The 24,110-nt window shown below is 62.1% G+C and carries 25 protein-coding genes; 5 read left to right on the top strand and 20 right to left on the bottom strand.

Going from position 1 to position 24,110, the window contains the following annotated elements; all coding sequences use genetic code 11:
* Window positions 1-163: 163 nt before the first annotated feature.
* The 6 genes from FJ319_01410 to FJ319_01435 all read right to left on the bottom strand — a co-directional run bounded on the left by FJ319_01410 (window position 164) and on the right by FJ319_01435 (window position 7,553).
* Window positions 164-2,830, bottom strand: coding sequence for a valine--tRNA ligase (locus FJ319_01410; GenBank protein ID MBM3932955.1), 2,667 nt, complete (start codon window positions 2,828-2,830; stop codon window positions 164-166).
* Window positions 2,831-3,106: 276 nt separating this feature from the next.
* A complete protein-coding gene (locus FJ319_01415; GenBank protein ID MBM3932956.1) occupies window positions 3,107-3,472 on the bottom strand; it encodes a type II toxin-antitoxin system PemK/MazF family toxin in 366 nt (121 codons plus the stop codon).
* 74 nt (window positions 3,473-3,546) lie between these two features.
* Window positions 3,547-4,020 (bottom strand): hypothetical protein, encoded by a 474-nt coding sequence (locus FJ319_01420; protein ID MBM3932957.1) that lies wholly within the window; start codon window positions 4,018-4,020, stop codon window positions 3,547-3,549.
* 59 nt (window positions 4,021-4,079) lie between these two features.
* On the bottom strand, window positions 4,080-5,276 hold the full coding sequence (gene coaBC / locus FJ319_01425; protein MBM3932958.1) for a bifunctional phosphopantothenoylcysteine decarboxylase/phosphopantothenate--cysteine ligase CoaBC: 1,197 nt from the start codon (window positions 5,274-5,276) through the stop codon (window positions 4,080-4,082).
* Window positions 5,277-5,356: 80 nt separating this feature from the next.
* Window positions 5,357-6,142: a type III pantothenate kinase gene (locus tag FJ319_01430; protein MBM3932959.1), complete on the bottom strand. Its 786-nt coding sequence runs from the start codon at window positions 6,140-6,142 to the stop codon at window positions 5,357-5,359.
* Window positions 6,143-6,275: 133 nt separating this feature from the next.
* Window positions 6,276-7,553 (bottom strand): glutamate dehydrogenase, encoded by a 1,278-nt coding sequence (locus FJ319_01435; GenBank protein ID MBM3932960.1) that lies wholly within the window; start codon window positions 7,551-7,553, stop codon window positions 6,276-6,278.
* A gap of 260 nt (window positions 7,554-7,813) precedes the next feature.
* Here FJ319_01435 and FJ319_01440 point away from each other — a divergent pair, with 260 nt between their 5' ends.
* Window positions 7,814-8,704: an aldo/keto reductase gene (locus tag FJ319_01440; protein MBM3932961.1), complete on the top strand. Its 891-nt coding sequence runs from the start codon at window positions 7,814-7,816 to the stop codon at window positions 8,702-8,704.
* A 9-nt stretch (window positions 8,705-8,713) separates the two neighbouring features.
* Here the strand turns inward: FJ319_01440 and FJ319_01445 are convergent, their stop codons facing one another.
* On the bottom strand, window positions 8,714-9,268 hold the full coding sequence (locus FJ319_01445; protein ID MBM3932962.1) for an RNA polymerase sigma factor: 555 nt from the start codon (window positions 9,266-9,268) through the stop codon (window positions 8,714-8,716).
* A gap of 185 nt (window positions 9,269-9,453) precedes the next feature.
* On the opposite strand from FJ319_01445, the gene FJ319_01450 reads away from it, so the two are divergent.
* Window positions 9,454-9,726 (top strand): hypothetical protein, encoded by a 273-nt coding sequence (locus FJ319_01450; protein ID MBM3932963.1) that lies wholly within the window; start codon window positions 9,454-9,456, stop codon window positions 9,724-9,726.
* A gap of 67 nt (window positions 9,727-9,793) precedes the next feature.
* On the opposite strand, the gene FJ319_01455 is transcribed toward FJ319_01450, so the two are convergent.
* From FJ319_01455 to FJ319_01465, 3 genes are read right to left on the bottom strand one after another with little or no spacing between them, the layout of a single operon-like run.
* Window positions 9,794-10,255: a cytochrome c maturation protein CcmE gene (locus FJ319_01455; GenBank protein ID MBM3932964.1), complete on the bottom strand. Its 462-nt coding sequence runs from the start codon at window positions 10,253-10,255 to the stop codon at window positions 9,794-9,796.
* Window positions 10,256-10,284: 29 nt separating this feature from the next.
* Window positions 10,285-10,617, bottom strand: a complete 333-nt coding sequence (locus FJ319_01460) for a CcmD family protein (protein ID MBM3932965.1) — start codon at window positions 10,615-10,617, stop codon at window positions 10,285-10,287.
* Window positions 10,592-11,320: a cytochrome C assembly protein gene (locus tag FJ319_01465; protein MBM3932966.1), complete on the bottom strand. Its 729-nt coding sequence runs from the start codon at window positions 11,318-11,320 to the stop codon at window positions 10,592-10,594. The genes FJ319_01460 and FJ319_01465 overlap by 26 nt, the downstream gene beginning before the upstream one ends.
* 278 nt (window positions 11,321-11,598) lie before the next feature.
* On the opposite strand from FJ319_01465, the gene FJ319_01470 reads away from it, so the two are divergent.
* Entirely contained in the window at window positions 11,599-11,976 is a 378-nt protein-coding gene (locus FJ319_01470; protein ID MBM3932967.1) for a metallopeptidase family protein, read from the top strand.
* Between the two features lie 107 nt (window positions 11,977-12,083).
* Here the strand turns inward: FJ319_01470 and FJ319_01475 are convergent, their stop codons facing one another.
* From FJ319_01475 to hemW, 8 genes are all read right to left on the bottom strand, one after another.
* Window positions 12,084-13,748, bottom strand: coding sequence for an ATP-binding protein (locus tag FJ319_01475; GenBank protein ID MBM3932968.1), 1,665 nt, complete (start codon window positions 13,746-13,748; stop codon window positions 12,084-12,086).
* Window positions 13,745-14,350 (bottom strand): hypothetical protein, encoded by a 606-nt coding sequence (locus tag FJ319_01480; GenBank protein ID MBM3932969.1) that lies wholly within the window; start codon window positions 14,348-14,350, stop codon window positions 13,745-13,747. Before FJ319_01480 ends, FJ319_01475 begins: the two co-directional genes overlap by 4 nt.
* Entirely contained in the window at window positions 14,340-15,389 is a 1,050-nt protein-coding gene (locus FJ319_01485; GenBank protein MBM3932970.1) for a Gfo/Idh/MocA family oxidoreductase, read from the bottom strand. The genes FJ319_01480 and FJ319_01485 overlap by 11 nt, the downstream gene beginning before the upstream one ends.
* Window positions 15,390-15,399: 10 nt before the next feature.
* Entirely contained in the window at window positions 15,400-16,128 is a 729-nt protein-coding gene (locus tag FJ319_01490; GenBank protein ID MBM3932971.1) for a trehalose utilization protein ThuA, read from the bottom strand.
* 16 nt (window positions 16,129-16,144) lie between these two features.
* A complete protein-coding gene (locus FJ319_01495; GenBank protein MBM3932972.1) occupies window positions 16,145-17,452 on the bottom strand; it encodes a DNA double-strand break repair nuclease NurA in 1,308 nt (435 codons plus the stop codon).
* On the bottom strand, window positions 17,334-18,656 hold the full coding sequence (locus tag FJ319_01500) for a DNA recombination protein RmuC (GenBank protein MBM3932973.1): 1,323 nt from the start codon (window positions 18,654-18,656) through the stop codon (window positions 17,334-17,336). Before FJ319_01500 ends, FJ319_01495 begins: the two co-directional genes overlap by 119 nt.
* A gap of 222 nt (window positions 18,657-18,878) precedes the next feature.
* Window positions 18,879-19,478, bottom strand: coding sequence for a DUF2795 domain-containing protein (locus FJ319_01505; GenBank protein ID MBM3932974.1), 600 nt, complete (start codon window positions 19,476-19,478; stop codon window positions 18,879-18,881).
* A gap of 226 nt (window positions 19,479-19,704) precedes the next feature.
* Entirely contained in the window at window positions 19,705-20,901 is a 1,197-nt protein-coding gene (gene hemW / locus FJ319_01510; protein MBM3932975.1) for a radical SAM family heme chaperone HemW, read from the bottom strand.
* 133 nt (window positions 20,902-21,034) lie between these two features.
* Between hemW and FJ319_01515 the strand changes: the two genes are divergently transcribed.
* Entirely contained in the window at window positions 21,035-21,262 is a 228-nt protein-coding gene (locus FJ319_01515; protein MBM3932976.1) for an addiction module protein, read from the top strand.
* Window positions 21,263-21,398: 136 nt separating this feature from the next.
* Here the strand turns inward: FJ319_01515 and ychF are convergent, their stop codons facing one another.
* Window positions 21,399-22,499, bottom strand: coding sequence for a redox-regulated ATPase YchF (ychF, locus tag FJ319_01520; protein MBM3932977.1), 1,101 nt, complete (start codon window positions 22,497-22,499; stop codon window positions 21,399-21,401).
* Window positions 22,500-22,625: 126 nt separating this feature from the next.
* Entirely contained in the window at window positions 22,626-22,991 is a 366-nt protein-coding gene (locus FJ319_01525; GenBank protein MBM3932978.1) for a DUF1232 domain-containing protein, read from the bottom strand.
* Between FJ319_01525 and holA the strand changes: the two genes are divergently transcribed.
* Window positions 22,990-24,057, top strand: coding sequence for a DNA polymerase III subunit delta (holA, locus tag FJ319_01530; GenBank protein ID MBM3932979.1), 1,068 nt, complete (start codon window positions 22,990-22,992; stop codon window positions 24,055-24,057). The two genes, FJ319_01525 and holA, sit on opposite strands and share 2 nt — an antisense overlap.
* Window positions 24,058-24,110 lie beyond the last annotated feature (53 nt).

The raw sequence follows: 24,110 nt of genomic DNA on the forward strand, positions 1-24,110 counted from the left end.
CCCTGAGTCCCGGTTCCATCGGGACGAAGGGTCTAAAGACCGGCCCAGCGATAATGGTCCTCACTTGCAGGCTCGCCCTTAGACCCTTCGCTGGCGCTCAGGGTAGCAATTGATAAGGCACTGTCCTGGTCATTCCCGCTTTTCCGAGTCGACTTCCCTCTCGTTACCCCAACCTCTCCAGCGTCTCCTTCACGCGCGCCCGCCGGTCCTCCATCGTTGCCAGGCGTTCACGCTCCCTTTCGATCACATCTTCCGGCGCTTTGGACGTGAACTCCGGATTATTGAGCCTGGCCGACAGGCCGGCAGAGAGCTTGTCCAGTTGCTCCAACTCCTTCAGCAAGCGCTGTATCTCCTTCGCGATGTCCACGAGTCCGCCGAGCGGTATCGTAACCGTGCCCTTCGGCAGGACAAGGACTACGCTGTCCTTCGTCGACGGGGCCGCGCCATCGACCGTGCGGACCGGGTCCGATGTCGCCAGCGTCTTTATCGCGTCAGCCTCTGCCTCGATGACCTGCCGAAGGTCCGGCGCGGCCACAATGGCCTCGACGGGCTGGGTCTGCTGGATGCGGAACTCTGCCCGGAGGTTGCGTATCGCGCGGACAAGGTCGATGATCGCCCCGATCTCCGCCTCAGCCCTGTCGTCGAGAAGCGACGTGTCCGCGATCGGGTACTCCGCCACCATCAGGAGCTCCGGCTTTTCGAAGCTGCGCGGCATGTACGTGACGACGCTCTGCCACACCTCCTCAGTGATGAACGGCATAAACGGGTGGAGCAGGCGGAGAATCTTTTCCAGCACGTAGGCCAGGAAGGGCAGGGGGGCGTTGTCCCCGGCGCGCAGGCGCACCTTGGACATCTCAAGGTACCAGTCGCAGTACTCGCTCCACATGAAGTCGTACAGCTCGCGCTGCGCCTCGCCGAACTGGAACTCCGCCATGCACTTCTCGACCTGCAGGGTCACGCGGTTCAGGCGGCTCATGATCCAGCGGTCTTCCAGGTGCGACGGCGTGGGAGGCCACTGCCAGTTGTCCGGCGAGCCGCCCTTCTCCAGGTTGGTCATGACGTAGCGCGATGCGTTCCAGAGCTTGTTAGCGAAGTTGCGGCTGGACTCGATCTTCGACTCGTTGAGGCGCATGTTGTTGCCCGGCGAGTTGCCCGTCGTGAGCGCGAACCGCAGGGCGTCCGCGCCGTAAAGGTCGATGATCTCCAGCGGGTCGTGGGCGTTGCCCTTTGACTTGCTCATCTTCGCGCCTTCGGGGTCCAGCACCAGGCCGTGCAGGTAGATCGTCCGGAACGGGATGTCGCCGGCGTTCTCGATGCCCATCATCATCATTCGGGCGACCCAGAAAAAGAGGATGTCCCATCCCGTCTCCATGACCGTGGATGGGTAGAAGTACTTCAGGTCGTCTGTCTTCTCCGGCCAGCCAAGCGTCGAGTGCGGCCACAGGGCGGAGCTGAACCAGGTGTCCAGCACGTCCGGGTCGCGCTCGATCTGGCTGGAGCCGCATTTGGAGCACATCGTGGGGTCGGTTACGGACACCGTCTCCCCGCCGCACTTCGCGCAGTACCAGACGGGAATGCGGTGGCCCCACCAGAGCTGGCGGCTGACGCACCAGTCCTGGATATTATCCATCCAGTTGAAGTAGACCTTCGAGAAGCGGTCGGGGACGATAGTCACGCGACCGTCGCGCACAGCCTCGATGGCCGGCTTCGCGAGCGGCTTCATCCTCATGTACCACTGCTTGCTGATCAGCGGCTCCAGGACATCGCCCGATCTGCCGCAATGGCCGACGGCGTGCCTGTGCGGCTCGATCTTGACCAGCAGCTCCTCGCGCTCCAGCTGCTCGACGATCTCCTTGCGAGTGACGAAGCGGTCCTTGCCCCTGTACGGGCCGGCGTTCTCGTTCATCGTCCCGTCGAGGTTCATGACATTGACGATGGGCAGCTTGTGGCGCTCGCCTATCAGGAAGTCGTTGGGGTCGTGCGCGGGTGTGACCTTGAGGCCGCCGGTGCCGAACGCCATGTCCACGGCCTCATCCGCGATGACCGGAATGAGACGGCCAAGGACGGGCAGGACGGCATTCTTACCGATGAACTTCGTGAACCGCTCGTCGTTGGGGTTCACCGCAACGGCGGTATCTCCCAGCAGCGTCTCTGGGCGGGTCGTTGCGACGATTATCTCGCCGCTGCCGTCCTCCATCTTGTAACGGATCTGGTAGAGCTTGCCGTCTTCTTCCTTGTGTTCTACCTCAAGGTCGGACAGGGCGGTCATGCACTTGGGGCACCAGTTGACGATGCGCTCGCCGCGGTAGATGAGCCCCTTGTTGTAGAGGTTGACGAACGTGGTGCGGACCGCCTTGCTCGGCCCTTCGTCCAGGGTGAAGGCCGCGCGGCTCCAGTCGCAGGAGGCGGCGAGGCGCTTCGTCTGCTCGTAGATGCGGCCGCCGTACTGGTCCACCCACTCCCAGACCCGTTTGACGAACTTCTCGCGGCCAAGGTCGTGGCGGGTAAGGCCGTCCTTCTTGATCTCCCGCTCCACGACCACCTGCGTCGCGATGCCCGCGTGGTCTGTCCCCGGGAGGTAGAGAGTGGGGTCGCCCTTCATGCGGTGCCAGCGCGTCATGAGGTCTTCGAGCGCGATTGTGAGGGCGTGGCCCATGTGGAGCTGGCCTGTGACGTTCGGAGGCGGCATGATGATTACGAAGGGCTTCTTCGACCAGTCGATCTTCGGCGTGAAGTGGCCGCTCTCCATCCAGAGCTTGTAGATGCGCTGCTCCGCCGAAGCGAAGTCGTATGCCTTGGGTATCTCTCGCCGCTGCGTGGGCTGTGTCATGGGTGTCGTTCCTTGGTCCTCTACAGGTTTCAAAAACCAGACAATTCTAAACAAGTATGCGCCGTGCGTCGATGATGCGCCGCCATAAAACGACTGAGGCCCGAATATCAGGTGTATTCGGGCCTCAGTGCCAACGCGAGCCGTCCGGCTCAGTTGGTCCTAAAGCCAGCGTTTGCGTACTACGACTGCAATGTTGTGTCGCATGTTTGGCCAATCCAGATACATTGATAAGGGGATTCTAGTGGAGCTATGCCGCCGCCGTCAAACACTGAACTGTCAATACATCCCGAAATGCACTCTCAAGGACTGTTCAACGTCCGGCATGAAGTCTCCCGGCAGTACGCCGATGAAGCGGACCAGTCGGGCCTTGTCGATGGTGCGCACCATATTAGCCTTTACTCTGCTTACGGTTTCGAGCCCGGCGACTCCCTCGGGCAGGATGACCTCGTAGTGGTACCGCCGTTTGGGAGGACTTGAAGTGATCGGAAGGACATTGATGGTGTCTGAGAATTCGTTATTCTGATCATTGGACATGACCAGCACGGGCCTGGTCTTCCCGATTTTGCTGCCCACTACCGGATCAGGGCGGCCCCACCACACATCACCGCGCCTTGGGAACGAGACTTGCTTGGCGGCGTGCACGCGGAACTCCTATGGTCTGATTTTAGTCCGGCCAGTTTTCAAGGGTTGCGAACTCCCACTCGGCGTTTATTTCCTTAGCGCCGCCGCTTCGCCACCTTCCCCACCTGCCGCATCAGCAGAAACCAGGCTATGATGCCGCCCCAGAAGGCCATTCGAACCATTTTTTGATTCTCTTCCACGGAGACGAACCGCGTGGATTCCGGCGTGATCTCGATGTACCCTACGGGCACGACACTCACCATTGCGCCGCCACCACCACCACTGCCCGACGCGACGGCCGCGAGGCCGCTGACGCGCTCCGCCGCGGGCATGCGCATGTCCGGCGCTTCCCCGGACCCGCCGCCGGCGCCGTAGGTGTACTTGAGCCGGGCCACCGGTATCACGGTCTTGCCGCCCTGGGTCACCGGCTCTCCAAAGATCGCCCGCGCCGACGAGCTTGTCTCGATGCGGTCCGACACTTGCCGAAGCATATCCTGTACTGCGACCATGTTGTCCTCCTGCCGTAGCCTGCCTGCCACACCATCAATGATTCGCCATATCTTTACCATACGACTGTGGCGTGTATTAGGCAAGCCGATTTGCCGGCGGGCAACCAGGCGGGAGCGGCCTACTTGAGGAGTGCTGCGACGCGGTCCAGGATGCGAAGTCCCACCTCGTATTTGCTCATCAGCTCAAGATGCTCAGCGCCGCCATCGCGGTCAATGATCGTTACGCGGTTGTCGTCCACGGCAAATCCGGCGTCGTGGGCGGTAATATCGTTGGCGACGATGAAGTGGAGTCCCTTGGAGGCGATCTTTTCCCTTGCGTGTTCTTCGAGGTCCTCCGTCTCGGCCGCGAACCCCACCTTGATGAGGCGCGACCCTTCAAGGCCGGCAATCACATCCGGGTTTTTGACCAGGTCTATCGACCACGTGGCCGCCGCGCCCTTCTTGACCTTCTGCGCTGCTTTGGTCGCGGGCCGCCAGTCCGAGACCGCCGCCGCCATGATTATCGCGTCCGCGTCCTTGCACTCGGCCGTAAGGGCGGCCTGCATCTCCCGGACGTTCTGCACTCGGGCCACCCGTATTCCGGTGGGGTCCGGCAGGGCGGTCGGCGCTGCTACCAGCACCGCATTCGCGCCGCGGTCGCGTGCAGCGTCGGCGATTGCGTATCCCATCTTTCCGGAGGAGCGGTTGGTGATGTACCGGACGGGGTCGATGGCCTCCTGCGTGCCGCCGGCGCTTACGACCACCTTGCGCCCGGCGAGGTCGCCTTTGCGGCCGAGAGCGAGGCGTATCCAGCCGGTGATCTCGGACGTCTCCACCAGACGGCCCGCGCCTGTCATGCCGGACGCGAGGTGGCCGGACGCAGGGCCAGCAAAGGTGAACCCGCGCGCCTTCAGCCGCTCGATATTATCCTGTGTGGCTGCGTTGGCGTACATGTTGCCGTCCATTGCCGGGCACAGCAGGACGGGCGCGGTGGTGGCGAGCACGGTGGCGGCAAGGGCATCGTCAGCAAACCCGTGGGCGAGCTTTGCGATCGTGTTTGCCGTGGCAGGCGCCACGACGATGATATCCGCGCGTCGCGCCATTTCGATGTGCTCAACGGTGCCGGTCTGGGGGTTGAACAGATCGGTCACTACCGGCCGGTGCGTGATACTGTGGAACGTGAGCGGCGTAACGAAGCGGGTCGCGGACTCGGTCATAATCACGTCCACCAGCGCGCCCGCCTGGACGAGCTTGCTGGCCAGGTCAGCAGCCTTGTAGCAGGCTATGCTGCCGGTGACACCGAGAACGATGGACTTGTTCTGTAGCGGGTGAGTCAATGTGCGGTCCCTTCCTTTCCGGTAAAGGCCGATGGAGAATTACGAATTACAAATTACGAATTGAGCAGACGGAGCTACTCCTACGAATTGAGTTCGTGGATGATGCGCAGCCCGGCGAGGGTCAGGTCGATATTCACATCGTGGAACACGCCGGATTCCCTGGCGAGCAGGGCGGAGAGGCCGCCGGTGGCGATGACCTTGCAGCCGCCTCCGAGCTCCTTGTCGAACCTGGCAACCATCCCCTTGATCAGCTCGGCAGTGCCAAGCACCAGGCCGGACTGGATGGCGTGAACGGTGTTCTTGCCGATTGCGGCCGGCGGGCGCTCCAGCTCCACGCGCCGGAGCTGGGACGTCCGGTGGAAGAGCGTCTCGGCGGACATCGCAAGGCCCGGCGCGATCGCGCCGCCCAGGTATTCCGCCTGCTTTGTGATGGCGTTGAAGACGGTGGTTGTGCCGCAGTCCACAACGATGCACGGGCCGCCGTACAGCCTGATGGCCGCCGCGGCGTCCGCGATCCTGTCGGCGCCCACGTCCCGCGGAGTGTCGTACAGCACCTTGATGCCCGTCTTGACGCCGGCGGACACAATCAGGGGCTCAACCTTGAAATAGGTGCGGCACATCTCTACGAATCGCGAAGTCAGCGGAGGCACAACGCTGCACAGCGCGGCGGCGCCGATGCCCTGAGGGTCGATGCCCTTCAACGGCAGCAGCGACATCAGCGTCACGCCGTACTCGTCGGGCATGCGGTCGTGGTCGGTGGAGACCCGCCACGTCGCCTTCGGCGCGTATGGGTAAGCGCCGGAGGCGTCCCTCTCAAAGACGCCTATGGTGACGTTAGTATTGCCGATGTCGATCGTCAGGAGCATTTTCCTGGGACTCCGGCGCGGCCTGTTGTGAGCGGCATCGCGTCCGCGTTGAATTATATCACCAGCTACGGCGGGCAAAAGAACAGGGCCCTCACACGGTGAGGACCCTATCGTATTTGCGGTTTCAGACCGGCTAGATGAAGCCTCGGATCTTCGCGACGTGGGCCACTCGGCCGACGCCTATCATGAACGCCGCCTCCCGGAAGGGGATTCCCTCCCTCTCCGCCACTTCCCATACGCCCCTGTAGGCGCGGGTCAAGATCTTGCGGAACTCGTCGTTGACCTCCTGCTCCTCCCACTTGTGCTGGTAGAGGTTCTGGGTCCATTCGAAGTATGAGACTACAACGCCGCCGGCATTGACCAGGATGTCCGGCAGGATCTTCACGCCCATCTCGTTCAGCGCGCGATCCGCCTCGGGGGTGACCGGGTGGTTGGCAGCCTCCACCACGTCCTTCGCCTTGATCCGGTCCGAATTGCCCTCGTGGATAACGCCGTTGATGGCTGCCGGAATGAGGTAGTCGCAGCTGACCTCGAGAATTCGTTCGTTGTCTATCGGATCGGCGCCCCTGAAGCCGGCGACTGAGCCGGTCTCCTTCTGGTAGATGATCAGTTTCTCAATTTCTATCCCGCTGTTGCGTATCACGCCGCCTTTGACGTCGCTCACCGCCACCACCTTGCAACCGATCTCGTCCAGCAACTTCGCGATCCACATGGCGACCTGGCCGAAGCCCTGCACAACGACGCGGGCGCCCTCAATAGGGATCTTGAGGTCCTTCGCGGCCTCGACCATCACGTACACTGCACCGCGGCCCGGAGCGGCGTCGCGTCCCACGGAGCCGCCAAGCTCCACCGGCTTTCCGGTGACGATGCCGGGCGTGTAGCCGTGAATCAGGCCGTAGGCGTCCATCATCCAGGCCATCGTCTGGGCGTTCGTTCCCAGGTCCGGCGCGGGTATGTCCCGCTGTACGCCGAGGAAATGCTCGATGTTGGCCACGTACCGGCGGGTCATGCGGTTAAGTTCGCCCTGGCTCATAGTGCGAGGGTCGCACTGGATACCTCCCTTCGCACCGCCGAAGGGGATGTCGACCACTGCGTTCTTCCACGTCATGAGCGACGCGAGAGCGCGCACCTCGTCCAGGTCCGCCGTGGGGTGGTAGCGCGTTCCGCCTTTATACGGCCCGCGGGCGCCGTTGTGTTGTACCCGGTACCCAGTGTAGACCTCGATCCTGCCGTCATCCATTCGGACCGGCACAGAGACCTTTAACTCCCGCCATGGCTGCCGCGGGAGCTCTCTCAGGCCGTCTTCCATTCCCAATCTCTCTGCAGCCTTGTCGAAGAAGACGTTGACCTCCTCGAAGGCGCTGTGTGTCAGTGTGGTCCTGGGGGCTGAAGTCGGCGTCAACAGCGTCATGCACTACCTCCACAAATTCGAATGTTGGCCGGGCGGGTTTCGTGGGAAAGTGTCCTGGGGTGCGGGCGGTGGCGGTGGTGGTGACGGGTCCCGTACGAATGTTTGGAGCATCCATTCGGGTCCCTGTAGTTCCATTATACATGCGGGTCTATAGCTACCGGCCCCCGCTTTTCGGATGGGTACAAAGGGCTATGTGGACGAGGTTGACACCGCACATCGGCAGTACAAAAATACGGATAAGCAGACTGAAGGGGAGGCCAATGGCAAACACTTTACCGACAGCGGTCCTGGGACGAACTGGCGTGAAGGTTACGCGGCTGGGCTACGGTGCGATGGAGCTTCGAGGCGATATGTCGCGCGGCAGGACCGTGACTGAAGAGCGCGCGGAGAAGGTGCTGAATACCCTGCTGGACGAGGGCGTCAACTTCATTGACACTGCGGACTGTTATGGCAGGAGCGAAGAGTTCATTGGCAGATTCCTGTCCCGCAGGAGGTCTGAGTTCACGCTTGCTACCAAGTGCGGCTGCACGCCGGAAGGTCCCAAGCTCTGGACCAGGGACAACCTGTTTGTGGGCCTGCATAGGAGCCTGAAGCGTCTGAACGCTGACCACATCGACGTCATGCAGCTACACGGCGCCAATCCCCAGCAATGCGAAGAGGGCGGGCTGGTGGACGCTCTCAACGAGATGAAGGCGCAGGGGAAGGTCCGCTGGATCGGCGCGTCAACTACAACCCCGAACATAGAAGTCTTTGCAGGGTGGGGCGTTTTCGACGAGTTCCAAATTCCCTATTCGGCCTTTTACAGGGCCACCGAAGGGACTATTTCCGTGGCCGCGAAGGCGGGGATGGGAACGGTGATCCGCGGGGGAGTCGCAAAGGGAGCGCCCGGCGCGGGACTTGGAAAAGAGGATGCGTGGAAGCTCTTCAGCGACGCCGGGCTGGGCGAGCTGGAAGCCCCGGGAGAGACGCCCACCGCTTTCATGCTCCGGTTCACGATGTCTCACCCGGACGTGAATACGATCATCGTGGGGACGCAGAACCCGGACCATCTTCGCGAGAATGTGCGCACGGCGAAAAAGGGGCCGCTGGAGCCCAGCGTCTACGTGGAGGCGAAGCGAAGGCTGGACGCTGTGAAGAAGGACGTGCAATAGCTCGGCCGGTCAGGCTGACAGCGCCTCGACGTAGCCCGCCAGGTACTCACGGACGAGGACGCGCGCCCTGTGAAGTCGTGACTTGAGCGCCGCGACGGAAATGCCCAGGATTTCAGCCGCCTCGGTGTTCGAAAGACTCTCAACGTCGCGCAGCACAAGCGCGGCGCGGAGGTCGGGGTCTAGGCTTTCTATCGCTTCCTGGATGTGGGTCCGTAGCTCCGAATTGATACCCTCTTTATCCGGCGCGCGCGTCCAGTCGGGCAGGTCCACGTCGTCGAGGCTTGTGTGCGGAGTGGCCCGGGCCGCCTTCGTCTTGCGGAGCTTCATGAGCGCGGCGTTCATCGTGATCCGGTAGACCCAGGTGGTGACTCGTGACTGGCCGCGGAAGCTGTCAAACGCCCTGAACGCAGAAAGCAGGGCCTCCTGGGCAACGTCCTCGGAGTCCTCGGGGTTGCCCATGATACGGAAGGCGACGTTGTAGACAAAATCGGAGTGCCTGGCAACCAGCGTGTCGAAATCCAGCGCCTCGGCTTCCGTGCCGCCCTTTTCCGCATCCAATGTCATGGCGAGAATCCCTTCGATGCGCGTGGTGGAATCCTCCGCGCTGGTCGTGCATCCAATTGTAATAGACGAAGCACGATTGTCCAATACCGGGGAATTAGCCCGCGCGGATGATTGACCGCCGCCCGGCGTTGGACTAGATTATTGTTTGCCACCTGATTCGAGGATCCGCGGAGGCTGCAGGCGCTATGGTAACCCGCACTGGGAAAATGCGAGAGCACAAAGATAACTGTACCGAGGTGCACGACCTCTCTTCCGACCTCATCGACGGAGACCTCGACCCCAACACCACCGGCCGCCTTTCCAGTCACCTGGACGTTTGCCCCCCATGTACAGCCTTCTTCAACACTCTCAGACACACCGTCCGCCTCATAGGAGCTTCCCGCTCCCAAAGGAAGATGCCGCCCTCAGCCCTGGCGCGGTTGCGGGTCCGGCTTGCGCAGGCCAGAGGCCCGCAGTAACTCGAAAAAAGTTAAGGCCCCCGGTACGCCGGGGGCCTTCCTGTTTCTATTGCAGTGTCAGGTAGCCTCAGCCGGCCGCAGCGACGTACTTGGAAGGACACTTGACGATTACATTCGTGCTATTGAACACACCGCCCGGTGTGTATGTCCCTTCCAGGATGATCTCGGCATGCTCGTTGAAGAACAGGTCAGGCACTACGCCGTTGTGGCGGGCGGACAGCAGTCGCTCGCCATTCTCGTTTCGAAGCGTGAAACTGGCGACCGTGGAGCCGTCATCCCGGGAGAACGTCTCGGGGACCAGCTTCCCGGCCACTTTCACCGTTTTTCCGGACTCCACATTGGTGAGCGCCATCAGCTCGTCAACCGTGTAGTAATAGACCGTGGCGCTCTGGAAGGTCATGAAGCCGAAGTAGACCATAGCCGACGCAATGGCAGCAATGCTGACGAAGATCTTTATGCGCCGGGCATTGTTCGATGGTGCCGTTACTTCGGCGAACTGTTGTGGGACTGAGGGTTCTGCCTGCGACATTTCACTGTCCTTCTGAGCTATGACCGGTACTACTTCTGGACCTTATTCTTATCTTGCAGCGCCGCCCGCAGGGCAGTCAATTCTTTTTCCATATCGCGCTGCTTTCTGGACATCAAAAAGATATAAACGAAGAACGCCGCCCAGGTGGTGGCATACACCGCGAACAGGTACGGCAGGTTCGCCTCGGGGGTTGAGCCGCCGGATTCCTGCGGCAATGCGCTGGAGGCCACGCCGGACGCGCCGCCCTGGTATGCGTTTGCCGCGCCGGCGTACGCGATCGTTGCCAATGCGCACAGGGCCACGGCCGCGGCGACCGCGAGAGCCATTCGATACTTCCTAGGAGATGTGCTGGTAAAGGTCATCGATTCCGGCTTCCGTGCGCTTGAGCGCGTAGCGTTCGATCAACATGTACACGTACAGGACCGTGAAGGCCAGGAACCCCACTAGCAGCGCCGTGCGCATTGTCGGGTCCATGGCGCCCGAGTCTGCGGCAGGGCCGACTACCAGCTCCGGGTGGGCTGTCCGCCATAACTCCGCCGCGAAGTAAATGATCGGCGCGTCAAGCGCGCCGATCAGCGCCAGGACCGCGCCGTACCGGGCCCCCTGGGAGCCCTTGGGCCCGTATGCCCGGAGCATGAGGTAGCTGGCATAGATGAACCACATCACCAGGGTCAGGGTGAGCTTGGCGTCCCACGTCCACCATACGCCCCAGACCGGTTTTGCCCAGATTGCGCCGACAATGATTGTCAGGGACGCAAGGATGATGCCGATCTCGGCTGAGGCATACGCGAAGCTGTCCCACTTCGCACTCCTGGTGATCAGGTGTGCGCCGCTGGCCACCGCCACGACCACAATCGAGACCATGGACAAAATGGCGACGGGGGCGTGGAAGTAGAGGATGCGTTGGGATACGCCAAGGTTGGCGTCTGTGGGCACAACGAAAAACACGAGATACAGCAGCACCGCCATACAGACCGCGGAGGCGATGAACAAGCCGTCCCTGACCGGGCTAAAGCGCCCCCGGGGGACTGCGTCGATGGTGGTCGCTGGGCTGCTTTGAGACATGTGTGCAATTTATCACAAAGCCCCCCGCTTTTCCAGCGTTGTTTCGGCCAGCTCCTCGGAAATTGGTAAATATACCCACTTGCATGAGGAGTGCAGAGTGTAAAGTGGTATTTGTAAGATTTAACTACGCTATTAGCGCCCCAGGTTGGGGCGTATCAGGCTGATATGACGTTTGTTCACTATGTCAGCATTATAGCGGGCATAGAGTTTTCGGTATGAAAATCTTATTATGAATAGAACGGGATGTGGCGTAGAGCCGCTCCGAGACAGCCCATTGGATACCCCGGCGTATGGAACGAAAACAGTTTGAGAGGCTCGTGCACCAGGCCCTGAGCAATCTGCCGGAGAAGTTCGCCGCCTACCTGGACAATGTTGACATAGTCGTTGAGGACTGGCCCACGAAGGAGATGCTGGCTGGGAGGACAGTCGACAACGGCGATTTCCTGCTGGGGTTGTACGAAGGCGTACCCCTGACGGAGCGCCGAGACTATGGAATGGTGCTGCCGGACAAAATAACCATCTTCCAGAAGTCGATCGAGTCAATTTGCGACGGCCCCAAGGAGATAGTGGAAGAGGTCCGGCTTACGGTAGTGCACGAGGTGGCACATCACTTCGGCATAAGCGACAGGCGCCTGGAAGAGCTCGGGGTAAAGTAGGGCAGTGTAGCCACTGGCGGACGGGAAACACTTTAACAGCACTTTTCGGTAGGGGCCCCGATGGAATCGGGGCCCTCGTTGTTGACATCGCAGGTGCCAGATCACCTTCAACTTCCAGGGCCGAACAGGTCCTCCACGTCTTTGGCGCTTTTCTCCTGTGCCTCCGCGCCGTCGCGATGGCCGATGGACTTGTAGAACTCGGGGGTGCCATATTCGCGGGTCTGGACCACAACGGGCATCGGCAGGGCGTGGCCGAATGCAAGGGCCTGCTGCCTGGACTCCAGCCGGGAGAGCACCGCGCGCAGCTTGCTGCTGCCGGAGACGCCCGCCAGGACCGCGGTGACGTCCTTCTCACTGTCGAGCAGGCATACGATCTTCGTGCCAAGCTGGCTCATCACCTCGTCATCGATACCGCTTGGGCGCTGGTCCACCACGAGCAGAGTGACATTGTACTTCCGCAACTCCCGCGCGATTGTGCCGAAAATCGTCTGGCCTGCAAGCTCTTTGGTAAGGAATTTGTGCGCCTCCTCGATTGAGATGACCAGTGGGCGCGGCTCCTTGGCCTTGTCGCCAGCCGCGGCCTCCTTGCGCTCCATGTATCGCTTGTAGATCCGGCGCGTAAGGAGGTTGGCCACCAGAATGTAGGCTGCCAGGTCGTTGCCGTAGCGCCCGAACTCAAGCACCACGTGCATGCCGCGGTCCAGGTACCGGATGATTTCGTTGACCGAGTCGTGGCCCGCCTGGTCATCCATGAAGCCGAAGCGCTCGAAGCGGGAGAGGCGGTTGTGCAGCGCGCCCAGCGAGTTGGCATTCACATCTATGGCATCTGCAAGCTCTTTTATAGAGTCTCGTCCGCCATGAGCAAGAAACGACTTGAGCCACTTGCCCTTCCCGAAATGCCGCTGCAGGTTGTAGGCCGCATCAGCAGCGATGGACGAGAGGTCCATAACTTCCCTCAGCAAGGTGATGTCCTCCGGCTCAACCTCGTCGTAGCCAATGCGGACCACGTAATCCGGCAACAAAGACCGCCGCCTGGAGCTGTCAACATCCAGGGTGAAGACGGCAACCTTAGAGCCAAAAAGCTGCTTGAGCCCCTTCACAGAGCTACTCTTTTCACTGGTTCCCTGCCACCCGTACTCGCTGTGCATGTCGAACACAAGGTTGACTGCCTTGCTGCGCTGCAGAATGCCGATGAGCAGCAACCTGGTGAGAAACGTTTTGCCCGTGCCGCTCTTGCCGAAGACGCCGTTGCTGCGCTTCGCGAGCTCCTCTACGTTGAGGCAGAGCTTCGTCTCCATGTCCAGCGGCGAGCCGATCCAGAAGTGGCGCTCGTCCTCCTTGCCGAATACGAGCTCAATGTCGGCGTCGCTCGCCGGTGAGACACTCGAAAAATGTGCCGGCACCGTCTTTGCCGGCAGCGGCCCGTCGTTCGCCAGCGACCGGCTGTCCCCACCGATGGACAGGGTCGGCTCCACCTTGATAGCGCCGTAGGCTGTGGTGCCCGCGATGACGCGGGCGATGAAGCTGTTTGAAACGTCCGGCGGCGTGGACTGCATTCCGAGGTCTGTCGTGCCCAGCAGCACGTCCGTTATCTGGCCGAAGAAGCGCCGTCGCTCCCCCTCGATTGCAACCAGGGTGCCGACCTTTATATCCTCCACGGATGTGTCGTCGTCCAGCCTCACATCGACTCCATCTGTCAATGAGCCGGCCACTACGATGCCGAGCCGTTTGCGGCCCAGCGCGTCGAAGGCGGCATTGCCGTTCGTTGTCATGATGAGAGCCTCTTCAGGATGCCGTTGAGCCGCTGCCACTGGCCGTTGAGCTGCCGTGAAAGCTCTTTGCCGGCCGTTACCAGGAAGGCGTCCGGGTCGGGATGGGCCTCGCTCGCAAGGCGGAGGAAGGAGGCTACCATGTCGTCCGGGTGCCCCACCGGCGCGGAGAGCATGGCCGGGAGGAAGTCCATCGACGCCGTGAACTCCGCAAGCTCTTCCATGGAGCACTGGAGGACGAATGAATGGATGCGTGGCGGCAGCGGAGGGAGGTAACGCCGCACGCGGCCACCCGCCTTGTAGCCGGCGCTCACGGCGGTGAACTCCGTGGTAAGCAGGCGGCTGATCTGCGGGTTGCGACGGTACACCGCCTCCTCGCTCTCGTCGTTCCCGCCCATCGCGATTGGCTTGCGCCCGGGGTCTATGCTCTGGGTGCGCACATCCGCGACGACACCGTAGACGATAGTGCCGTTGCCGCACTTGACGAGCGTGCCAAGGGCGGGCGCCTCGTAGAGCCTGTGACAGGAGGCGACGAATTGGGCGGTGGAAGACTGGACCACTTCGCCGAGCCGGGCGGGTGTTTTCACAGTCTGTTCAGCGGTCATGCTTCGCGGCCTCCAGGAATTCCTTCACCTTGATCGGGCGGCCTGTGCGGCTGCTTTCAATGCCGGCGAAGCACATCGCAAGGGAGTGCAGGTTGTCTTCCACACGGGTCTCCATCGGATCTCCCCCATCCAGCCACCGGACGAATTTTTCAATTAGCCACGTGTGCTTCCACTTCAGCTGCTGGAGAAGCGGGAGGCCCTCTGGGGCCAGACCTCCTCCGTACCGGTAGCGCGTGAGGTCTCTCCTGTCGAGGACGAGCGTGGCCTTCTCGCACTCCGCGCGGATGTACTCCCGGTTCCAGTTATTCAGCGCAACTGCGTTCGTGTTCACACCTTCGTAGGTGGCCCTTACGCCGTTTTCGAAGGTCATCATCACCAGGGACTGGGAGTCCCCCGCGAACTCGCCCCACGGCGGGTTCCGAGTCTGGGCGTATATCGTATCGCATCTTGCGCCGGCAAGGTCGGCCAGGATGTCCAGATGGTGAACGGCGGCGTCCACCATCTGCGGGTCCGGGATATCGTGCCGGAAGCCGCCCCAACTCCCGTACCGGCGGAAGTCCCCGATGTATCGCCACACCAGGTAGTCAAGGCGCCCATAGTCGCCGGAGCAGAGCTGCTGGCGGAGCGTCGTCTTATCCTGGTCGCACCGGTGGTTCATCGTGATGCCCATCTTCTTGCCGGAGCGCCGGACCTTGTCAACAACGCGGATGGAGGCCACGAGTGTGTCGGCTATCGGCTTCTCGGAGAGGATGTGCATATCATGGGCTAGCGCCGCGTCTATCACGCGCTCGTGAACGGACGGCGGCACCACCACGGTGCAGAAGTCAGCGGCGTTTTCATCCAGTGCGCGCTCGAGGTCTGTGTAACACTTCTCGGCGGCCAGGCCCAGGTGTTGCCGGGCGTTTTCAAGCGAGGCAGGGTTGATGTCCACGGCGGCGACAACCTCTATCAGGCCATCCTTGATGTTCGGAGGCAGGAAACCGCGGCACCATGAGAGGCCCATGCCCCCGGTCCCTACCTGCACCATCCTGTAGGCCATTAGCGATGCCTCAACTTATCTTCTCCAGCGGGTCGGCTGCCTTGATTAACTTCGGTAGGCTGTTCACTCTGGGCCTGGCCCAGGGTGCGGCGTTTAGTATCACGTGCAGTACCTGCTCGTTGTGGTAGATCGGATAGGACTCGTCGCCTGGGCTGAAGTAGAAGACGCGGCCATGCCCGCGCTCCCATGTGCAGCCGCTCCGGAACACGTCGCCGCCCTGGAACCACGAGATGAATATGATCTTTTCCGGTGCAGGGATGTCAAAACGCTCGCCGTACATCTCGCTCGCCGGCAGCTCAATGTAGTCCCCAATGCCATCCGCTATTGGGTGCCCGGGCTCTATCGTCCACAGGCGCTCGCGCTCGGCCGCCTTGCGCCAGCGCAGCAGGCCGGTTGTGCCCATGAGCCTTCTGAAAATCTTTGACATGTGGCTGGAGTGAAGGGCGATCAGGCCCATGCCGGAAAGCACCCGCTTGTGCACGCGATCAACGACGTGGTCCTGCACGGCCTCGTGGAAGTTGTGGCCCCACCAAGTCAGCACATCTGTTGAGTCCAGGACATCCTGCGAAAGGCCATGCTCCGGATCATCGAGGGTGGCTATCCTCACCCGGCAGCCGTTGCTCTCGAGGTAGCGAGCGATCGGCGCGTGCATGCCGTCTGGATAGATCTGCTTGATCGGGCCGTCCTTACGCTCATGACGGTACTCGTTCCAGACGGTCACTCTCAGCGGGCTGTCCATTCCAACCTCCATTGCCCTAAGTCCAGCGCAGCCTCTTGGACCGGTTCTTCTCGGATGTGAACACCGGCATGCCCTGTCTGTAGAGCTCGCGCTCGATAAGCTCCCTGAAGAGCGTTCGGTCTGCGCCGTTCACCACCGCCTGCTCGTGCGCCTCCATCAGCGCCACGGGATACCCGATGCCGCGATTGCACTGGTCCAGGACGAGAGAATGGACCAGGCCTACCAGCGCCGGGTCGCAGGCAACCCAGGACGGCACCTCCACTCTACCGATCTCCTCTCCCGCGTTCAGGTAGAAGAAGCTCAGGCCTGTGCCCCTGTAGTGGCGGTCGATGATCTGGCTGGACATGTGGAAGATGGCCGTGCGCTCCCCGGGCGCCAGCATTTCGGCGAATAGGTCCCGGTCGGCGATGCCGCCCATGCAGCCTTCGCACGGCCCAGAGGCCCCCGGGCTGAGGTTGCACCTGTATTCGGAGTCACTTGAGGCGAATGGGCAAGACATGGCGCGAAGGGTTCGAACAACATCGGGGCTGCCCGGCATTGAGATATAGCTGGCCAAGGCCAGGTTGCGCCCGTCGGCCAGGTCTTTCATCTCCTCGACCGCCTTCGCGAACCCGTTGTCTATGAGCTCGCGCGGAACGAAGTCCGGTATGCTCTGCCCCACGACGCCGTGGACGAACAGCGTCCCGTCCACGAGGGCGAGCGCCGGCGTGTCGTCCGGCAGCGCGCGCGACGCCTGCACCAGGGCGGTCATCTCTTCTACGGCGCGCTTGGCAACGAGGATCGTGGAATCGATAGGGTGCTCGCGACCGGTTTCGATATCGCGGATGACAAGCTCTTCCCGCGTGGCGTACAGGCGGGCGCTGCTGGAAAGCGCTGCATCCGGTGAAGGCCCGTACGTGATATGGGCTATCCCGGTGTTGATCAGGAAACACCTGACCGGGAGGTGGCGGTCAATATCGATGCTGGAGCCGTCCGAGGCGATAACTGTGAACGCCTCCGGAGCGGGGGGCGCGGCGTACCGGGCGGATGGCGGCTCGGAGAAGACAGGCAGGTTGCGGAACAGGTCTGGGTTCCGCGAGAGCGCGTCCCGGTATGCCTCCATAGTGAATGACTTTGCGGATTCCACGGCGCTGTCGAAGCGCGCGGCCCGCTCCCGCTGCCTCGCCAGGAGCTCCGATGCCATGTCCGTGATCTGCCGCGCGGTGCTATGCAGGTCGAGCGACATGCTGGGCCTCTTCGCGTGCGCGGCCGTCCAGGGGCTCGGCCATGCCCAGCGCCTCGCCGAGGGAGGAGACCTCCATTGAGGCCGCCAGCACCGTGACATGCCTCGGCTGGATGTCCTTCGGCTCAAGGACGGGGATTTCCCTGTCCGTGGAAATTCCCATCTCCTTCATCCGGCGGGCGCTCACCAGGACTCGGTGCTCCAGGCCACCAACGCTGTCGTTGTACGCCTGCACCGCCTGGCCGAGCGACTTGCCCACCTTGTCGAGATTGGCGGTCCATATCGCAAGGCGCTCGTACAGCTCTTTGCCGATTGCGGAAACCCGCATTGCGTTCTCGGCCATCTGCTCCTGCTTCCAGCCGTAAGCTACAGCGTGGAGGAGAGCGATGAGAGTGCTGGGCGTGGCCGGCACCACCCTGCTGGCAAGCGCCTTGTCCAGGAGGGCGGGGTCGTGCTGGAGGGCCGCCGCGAGGAACGGCTCTCCCGGGAGAAATAGGACAACGAACTCCGGTGTGAAGTCGAGGGAAGACCAGTACGCTTTGGCTGAGAGCTCGTCGACCCGCGCGGCCACCTGGCGGGCGTGGCGGCGGAGAGCGTTGTCACGCATCTCGTCGGTGTCCGCTTCGATGGAGCGCAGGTACGCATCGAGAGACGTCTTTGCGTCAACAACCACTCTTCTCTTGTTCGGAAGGTGGACGACCATGTCTGGCCTGAGCTTCCCGGCCGGGCCGTCATTAGACTCCTGTTCCGTGAAGTCGCAATACTCCACCATGCCGGCCAACTCGGCGACGCGTTTGAGCGTCGCCTCGCCCCACCTGCCGCGCACGTTGGGCGTGCGAAGGGCTTGTGAAAGGGCGCGAGCCTCTCGGGAAAGGGCGTCCTGCCCGGTGGAGAGGCTCTTCACGAGGTCACGGATTGAGGAATAGGCGTCTTGCCTCTGACGCTCAAGCTCTATCGTTGCCGAGGCGAGAGGCTTCAGCATCTCTTCGATGGCGAGGCGGCGCTTATCGAGATCGTTCTGCGCGATGCCGTGGTGTTTTTCGAGGACGGTCCGGGAGACCTGGAGGAATGCCTCGTTGCTTTCGCGCAGCGCGTCGGTGGCCAGGGCCTTAAAGGTGTCTGCCATCTGTGCCCTGGACTCGGCGCCGGCAAGCCTCGACTGGCGCGCGAGCTCTTCGGCGGCCGCCAGCCTGCATTGCAGCGCTGCGCGCTGAGGGGTCTCTTGAATCCTGGAAATCAGCCAGCCGATGAGGCCGCCGATGAGCAGCCCAACCACCAGGCCCGCATCTAGTGACCCTGTGCTCAACCGGCAGTCCCTCCGCGGTCCCGCTCCAGGCGGGCGCCGACCGCCCAATTCTATTACGGGCGGAAATGCAGCACAAGTGTGCGTGTGGCGCGATTCTGGTGATAATTCTGCGGGCTGTCGAGGGGCGTGCTTGAGTGAGGTAGAAGGACGCAAGAGGCCGTGCGATCGTTGCCGGAGCAGGTGGCGGACAGGCCCTTCGAAACGCTGCGTGTCAGGGAGACATCAGCGCCGTCCACCAGTTGGAAGGGCAGGTAAGTCTTGCTGCCCGCCACCCGGTCTCACACTATCGGTCCGACTGGCTCCGGGACGTGTCCTGATCGTCCTCGGAACCAGCCTGGCGGTTCTGCTGGCCCTGCTGCTGGCCCTGCCGGTTCTGCTGGCCCTGCGAGCCACTCTGACCGCCCTGTCCGCCCTGGCTGAACGAGCCCCCGCGCGACCCCCGGTCATTCCGCCCTGGCCCTGGCTGGCGCCCTGCTGCCCCAGCCCCTGGTGACCCTGAGTGCCGCGGGAGCCCATGGATCCCTGGCCCTGAGAGCCGAAAGACCCTTCCGTGCCCTGGGTGCCGCCCATGGAACCCTGGCTGCCCTGGCCGGACATAGTCCCGGTCCCCATTCGCGCCCCTGCTGTCGTCTGCGCGCGGGTCAGGGCCTCGGTGATCTCGTTGGCGCTGTTGAACTTGTTGGACTGGAGCTGCTGCAAGGCCTGAATTACTGAATCGTCGGCGCCCTGCTGCTCCGCATGGGCGATCAAATCGTCCTTGGAGCAAGGGTAATCAACACCCTTCAGGTACTTCTGGATCTGGACCGGATTGATATTCGCCATCCTCCTCCTCCTAACATCGTTCAACATATTTTTGTCCTGGTGGACGCTTGCCGCGAGAGATACGGGCAAGTGAGCAGGGCGGTTTGACCGCCCCACCAGTCCAATATACACAGCACGGGGGTTCAGGGCTTCGCACATGGCGCGTAGCTCGTTGGGATGACGGGCGGCGTGAAGTCAATAGGTCATTTGTAAGGGGCGTGTTCGACTGGAGTCGGTCTGCGGAGGGTTATTCGAAGAATCGGCGGAAGACTTCGTTGCCGAGCGGTCTGCCTTGTCGTGTGAGCCGGACTGCGCCGCCGGCCACTTCCACCAGGCCGAGCCGGCGCAGGTCCTCGAAGGTGTCCGGGAACTCCTCCAGGGGACTCCTTCCGAAGCGGACCCTGAAATCTGCTTCGCTTATGCCAACGTCCAGCCGCAGCCCCATCATCAGGGTCTCAGCAATCTCCAGCCGCCGCTCGATCTTCTCCACGTTCTCTACAACCGCCACTTTCCCGATGGCCGTTGCGTCCGGACCGCCGGCAGAGGACGAGGGGGCCGCCGCTGATTCAAGCCGCTTCACATACTCGCGGGGCGGCTTGATGTTGTTGAAGCGGCATCCGGCGATGTAGGAATGGGCGCCCGGCCCGACGCCCAGATAGGGCTGGTTGCGCCAGTAGACCAGGTTGTGGCGGCTCTCGTAGCCCGGAAACGACCAGTTGGAAATCTCGTAGTGGCGGTACCCGCGCCCCTCCATCCGGTCCATCGCCATCAGGTACATATCGGCGGCGAGATCCGAGTCGGGCTCGGGCAGCAGGCCGGTCTTGACCTGGTGCTCCATCGGCGTGCCGCCCTCAAGCGTCAGGCAGTACATGGAGATATGCTTCGGCGCGATATCTATGGACTGCTCCAGCGTGCTCGCCCATTGCGCCAGGGTCTGGTACGGCAGGCCGAACATGAGATCAAAGCTGGCGTTGTCGAAACCGGCGTCCTTCGCCATGCGGTATGCCTTGAGAGCGCCGTCCACGGAGTGGCGCCTGCCGAGTAGCTTCAGCAGGCCGTCGTCCAGCGTCTGTACGCCCATGCTGAGCCGGTTGACGCCGGACTCCAGGTAGGTCTGCAGCTTGCGCTCGTTGAAATCGCCCGGGTTGCACTCGATTGTGACCTCGGCGTCGCTGCGGATAGGGAACGACCGGCGGACCGAGTCCATGACCGCCTTGATATCCTCCCCCGGGAGGTACGAGGGCGTTCCGCCGCCGAAGAAGACCGTCACGATCTCCGGCCCGCCGAGAAGCGCGCCCCAGACAGCTATCTCCTTTTGCAGCGCGGCCACGTATGCAGGCATGAGCGACTCTATCCTGGCGTAGGTGTTGAAGTCGCAGTACGGGCACTTCGTCTCGCAGAAGGGGATGTGTATGTACAGTGCGATTGGAGGGGTTGCGGGCATAGGAAAAGGATAACACTACGGAGCGATTGAAGGTGAATGACACCGAGTGTTAAACTCGGGCAAAGAGAGACGATGCGGAGGTAGGGACATGGTTAGAGCCCAGTCGAAGAAGCAAGCGCCAGTGATCCAGGACATGAAGATCGAGGACCTGGAGGCCCAGCTCCTGAAGCTGGACATGGGCTCTCGCGCAAGGCTGGCTGAGCGCCTGCTTGTCAGCCTGGACGAGCTGTCGGACGTCGAAATAGAGCAGTTGTGGGCGGCCGAGGCATTGAGGCGGGATATTGAAATGGACAAGAACCCCGACCTTGCCGTCCCTGCCGACGAGGTGTTCAGCCAGGCGCGGTCACGGCTGAAGAAATGAGCTTCACATTTCACAAGCTTGCCCGCGAGGAGTTTGACTTGGCAATCGAGCCCGTGAAGACCGAATCCGCATTCTTGCCGTCGCACACTCCCGCCGAGAGCCTTATTACTGGAGCGGTAGAAAATAGATCGAGTCTCTACACGTTGAACAGGAAGTTGATGATATCCCCGTCCTTCACGATGTACTCCTTGCCTTCCATCCGCAACACGCCGCGCTTCTTGGCCTCTACCAGGCTTCCGCACTCCACCAGGTCCTTGTAGGCCACTACCTCCGCCCGGATGAAGCCGCGCTCGATGTCTGAATGGATGCGTCCGGCCGCCTTCTGCGCGCTGATGCCTGCGGGTATCTCCCAGGCGCGGCACTCGTCCTCGCCGACGGTGAGGAAGTTGTTCAGGCCGATCACCTCGTAGGACAGCTTCACCATGCGGCCGAGGCCGGACTCTCCCACTCCCATCTCCTTGCGGAACACCTCCTCGTCCGCCGGGTCCATCTGCGCAAGCTCCATCTCCAGCTTGCCGAGCAGCACCGCGCCGCGGACTCCCTCGCCCTTGACGTGCTCCGCCAGTTTCTGTTCCATCTCGGCCACTTTGCCGGCCTGCTCCTCTCCGGCGTTCAGGACGACGATGACGGCCTTCTGGGTAAGGAACCGGAACCCTTCGATAGTCTTCTCCTCGTCCTTCGTCATTTCCTGGCCGCGGATGGGCTTGCCTGCCTCGAGGCCTTCCTTGAGGCGCTCGATAAGGACCTTCTCCTTGTTAAGCTGGTCGCGCTCAGCCTGCTTCGCGCTCTTGAAGCGGTCCGCCATGCGCAGGAGCCTGCGCTCGATCATCTCCAGGTCCGAGAAGGTTAGCTCGAACATCATCGTATCGATGTCCCGGAAAGGGTCGACGGTGTCGGCAACGTGCGTCACCGAGGGGTCCTCGAAGCCGCGGGTGACCACCATGAGCGCGTCCGTGCGCTGCAGGAAATTCAGGAACTCGCCGGAGATTCCCTTCGTCTTGCCGAACCCTTCGGGCGGCGCCGGGATGTCCACATAGCTGACCTCGGCGTGAACGGTCTTGCGCGGGTTGAACATCTTGACCATGACGTCCAGGCGCTCGTCGGGCACCTTTGCGACGCCGACGTTGGGCTTGGCCTGGGCGCTGCCGTAGGTGGCGACCTGCGCCTTGCCGCGCGTGACGGCGTTGAATACTGTGGTCTTGCCGCTTCTGGGGAGCCCGACGATTCCGATTTCCATTGATTCCCGCCTGAGAAAAAAAGTTGTCTAGATTGAGGTAAGAGGGTCGGCTGTGTGTTGCGTAAAGAGTCCCGGTGCGGCATGCCGCACCGGGACTCTTCAATGATGCCAACGGTCCGCCGGGTACTATTCTACGCGATATTTGCCCTCAATGACCGAATCGCCCCCCTGTCCGCGCGCTTTCCTGCCGCGGATATGGTCGAAGAGGACGTCCCGAGGCGTCATGAGCAGGAACGCCGCGAGCGCGCCCAGCGTCACCAGGATGTCATCCACTTGACCGATGCCGAGCAAGAAGTCCGGTATGGGGTCTATGGGCGAAATAAGGTACGCCAGCACCGCCGGCAGGATCAGCTTTACGCCCCCAGGCACGCGCTTGTCGAACAGCAGCCTGAACGCCAGGCGCGCCAGTCGCCACAGGCCGAATGTGCGAATCAACGTCCACAACACAGCGCCACCTCCCACAATTAATAAGTTATTATAGCCGTTACAAATCGCGCGGGTGAAACACTTGGTCCACCTCCTCTACGGTGAGGATTCCTACAGCATCGAAGCAGCCGTTCGCGACCTCAAGGAGAGCGTCGGCGCGCCTGACGTGCGCGACGTCAACATCACTGTGCTGGAGGGCCCGCAGGTCACCGTGGACATGCTGGCCGCCATGGCGAGCACGGTGCCTTTCCTGGCAGACAAGCGCCTCGTCATCGTTCAAGGTTTGCTGTCGCGCTTCGAGCGCAAGGGGGCCAAGGGCAAAGACGCAGCCGAGGCGGAGAATGCGCCGGATATTGGCCAGTGGAAGGCCCTGTCCGAGCTGCTGCCCAGACTCCCACCTACCACAGACGTGGTCTTCGTGGACGGGAAGCTGGCCGCGACCAACCCTCTACTCAAGGTTGTCCGACCACTCGCGACGGTGAAGACATTCTCCCCGCCGGGGCCGGCCGAGCTGCGCCAGTGGATCAAGACACGCGCCTGGGAGCTCAGGGCCGAGATCGAGCCTCGCGCCATCGAGACGCTCGCCGAATCGGTGGGGCCGGACCTCCGGGCGATGTCCACCGAGATGGACAAGCTTGCGCTCTACTGCGCGGACCGCCCCATCCGCCAGGAAGATGTGGAGGCGATGGTGGCCGGGGCCCACACGGGAAACATATTCAAAGCAGTGGACGGTATGTTTGAGGGCAGGGTAGACGAGGCGGTAAACAACGTTCATCACCTGCTCGAAGGCGGTCAGTCCGCACATCAAATTCTCAGCATGGTCGCGCGGCAGGTGCGCCTGCTCATCGTGGCCAAGGACATAAGGCCGCTAAACCTTTCGCAAGAAGAGCAGTCGCAGCGGCTCGGGGTCACTGGCTACCCGCTACGGAAGACGATGGAGCAGCAGGAGCGCTTCAGCGCCGAGCGCCTCGCGGAGATCCACCGCGCGCTGGTAGAGGCGGACCTGGCGATGAAGAGCACGGGAGTAGACGAGGAGCTCGTCCTGGACGTCCTGATCGCCGAGGTAGCCTCCCGCCCATCAGGCGGCGCTACTCCGCGCGGGCAGGGCGGGTATCCGGCCTACCGACGGTAGATGCGCCGTCGAACTCCTGCAATGCGTCCCTGTTTTTTGGCTACAACGCGCCT

This window comes from SAR202 cluster bacterium (assembly GCA_016872355.1).
GTDB lineage: Bacteria > Chloroflexota > Dehalococcoidia > Lucifugimonadales > VGZY01 > VGZY01.